This is a genomic window from Bartonella sp. MR168JLCBS (genome assembly GCF_042194175.1).
This window is the reverse complement of sequence record NZ_JBHIMP010000039.1, coordinates 1-2,372: the sequence shown is the minus strand read 5'-3', so window position 1 is coordinate 2,372 and position 2,372 is coordinate 1. Positions and strand designations below refer to the sequence as shown.

Genomic DNA, 2,372 nt, shown 5'->3' with positions numbered 1-2,372 from the left:
TCCGATATTCCACTACCAAATTCAGCAGCGCATCCAGACAAACTTTTAGATTTGTCAAAGAATGAATATTACGAAACAGCGCTCTCTAAGATGTAAAATACCATGTCAAAACCACGCCCCCCTCATCTTGTCAAAGAAGTCACACGCCATGGTAAAATTATATGGTATGTACGTATTGGTCATGGACCACGTATTAGAATACGCGGTACCTATGGAACGCAAGAGTTTGTTGACAACTACAAAAGCGCACTTGCCGAGTTACAAGGGCTTATACTTCCTAAATCCAAAACCGGTAAACTTGTTGAAGGGTCATTTGCATGGCTGCTTAAACAATACTTTAACAGCTCCAATTGGCATAGCCTTTCTAAAGTCACCCAAAAACAAAAAGAACTCATCCTTATGAAGGTATGTGATACCATAGGAAATATTCCATACCAAGCAATTGAAAAGAAACATATCATAGCCGGTGTTGAACGGCGTAAAGAAACACCAGCAATGGCTAGAAACTTCCTGAAAGCCCTTAATGGACTTTTTAATTGGGCAATTGATCAAGGTCTTTTGGAAAATAATCCAGCATTAGGAATAAAAAGACCACCCCTCAAAAACAAAGAGGGATTTCCTGTTTGGACAGAAGAAGATGTCGAAAAATATTATCAAAGATGGCATCATGGTACCCATGAACGTGTCTGGATTGATGTTCTTTTATATACGGGGCTTGCGTCGTGGTGATGCGGTACGAATTGGCTGGAAAGATGTCAAAGATAATATCATTCACCTCAAAACAGAGACCGGAATTAGCCAAAACGCTTGAAACTGGTCCTATTGGAGAAGAAACATTCATTTGTGGTAAAGAAGGTAAAAAACTAGTTAAAGAAAATTTTGGCAACCTTTTTCGTGAGGCTTGTAACGTATCGGGAATCAAAAAATCAGCACATGGCTTAAGAAAATTAGCAGCAACACACACAGCTAACTCAGGTGCAACAGTACCACAACTCAAAGCAATTTTGGGCTGGACAGATGATGCTATGGCATCTCTTTACACAAAGAGCGCAGACCGTAAAAAACTTGCTCTTGAAGCCATAAAAAAGATTCAAAAAGATAAGGGATAGAGGAAAAAAACTCAATAGAATCAAGATTTACCTATTCCCTCATATTAGACATAACTATTTTATTTTACTTGCTTTTTATTTGCTCTCATCGCCCACCATTTTATTTTGTAAATAAGTTTTTTATTTTACACATACTTATGAATGCATCGGCTTTTAAAAGCTTGTCTGTTAAAGTTTATGCTTTCTGCCTCTGCATAATTTAGCGTTTTTAAGTTCTATTCTTGAAAAACTATGCAATACCTTAACAAGTTATCTATTTATCTAAGCGTATTGTTCAATAATCTTTTCTTCTATTCCAACTAACTTTTTGCTTATCCCACAAAAAAAGCATTATAAATATACCTAATTTCTAGTCATATCTGGAAGAGATTTTAAACTGTCGATGCAAATCTTACATAAAAATTTTTTCAAATAGTGCAAACCAGACATTCCCTCCAAGCCGCCCTTTAGACGCACTAAATATCTGAATATTTTTATTTAAAAAATTAAAATCTTTTAAAGAGCTTTCTTATCGAATTATGCTTATTTAAACTCAATAAAAACTTTCCTTGAATATATTATGTCATTCTTATAAATTTATCTCTCATAAACTGTCAAAACAATAACATTTTTTTCGCAGATATGAACGATCTGAATAGAATAAATATCTGGAAAGATAAAATAATTCAAAAATACACGCCCGCAAAGAATTTAATATAATTTATCAAATATTTTCAACTGAACATTTCTTATTATTACGAATATCGGTCGTTAAAACTTAAAAAAATATTGCTTTGTGAAAATTTTTTAAACAGAAAAAAGAAATGATAAATACCATATTTACTTTTCATTTTTTCAGAAAAAGCGATCATGTTTAAAAATGAAACTGTTAGATAACACACTCAAAGAATTGACTTATGAAGAATTATTTTAATTGAAATTTAAATAGTTTTACAAAGAACGCTTTAAAATGCGTATTAAAATGATTGACCTTTTGCAAGAAATTTGTCAAAAAGCATATCCAGTTTGGAGGGGTGGCCGAGCGGTTTAAGGCACCGGTCTTGAAAACCGGCGTGCAGGAGACTGTACCGTGGGTTCGAATCCCACCCCCTCCGCCACAGCACTTTTATGGTGCTATAACTTATTGTAGCTTGCCAGCGGGTTTTGTATATTTTACCACTGTAGCTTGCCAGCGGGTTTTGTATAATTTGCCACTAGGTTTTGTACCAATTTATTTTTTCTCAAAGAGTTTTTAAGTGGTTCTCAAAGGGTCTTCAAAGACCT

The 2,372-nt window shown here is 34.4% G+C and carries 1 tRNA gene and 1 pseudogene; both read left to right on the top strand.

The features are described from left to right. Positions 1–102: 102 nt before the first annotated feature. Positions 103–1,109, top strand: a pseudogene (locus ACFIK8_RS08835) (tyrosine-type recombinase/integrase). A 1,007-nt stretch (positions 1,110–2,116) separates the two neighbouring features. Further along, positions 2,117–2,206, top strand: a tRNA-Ser gene (locus ACFIK8_RS08830). The last annotated feature ends 166 nt before the right edge of the window (positions 2,207–2,372 follow it).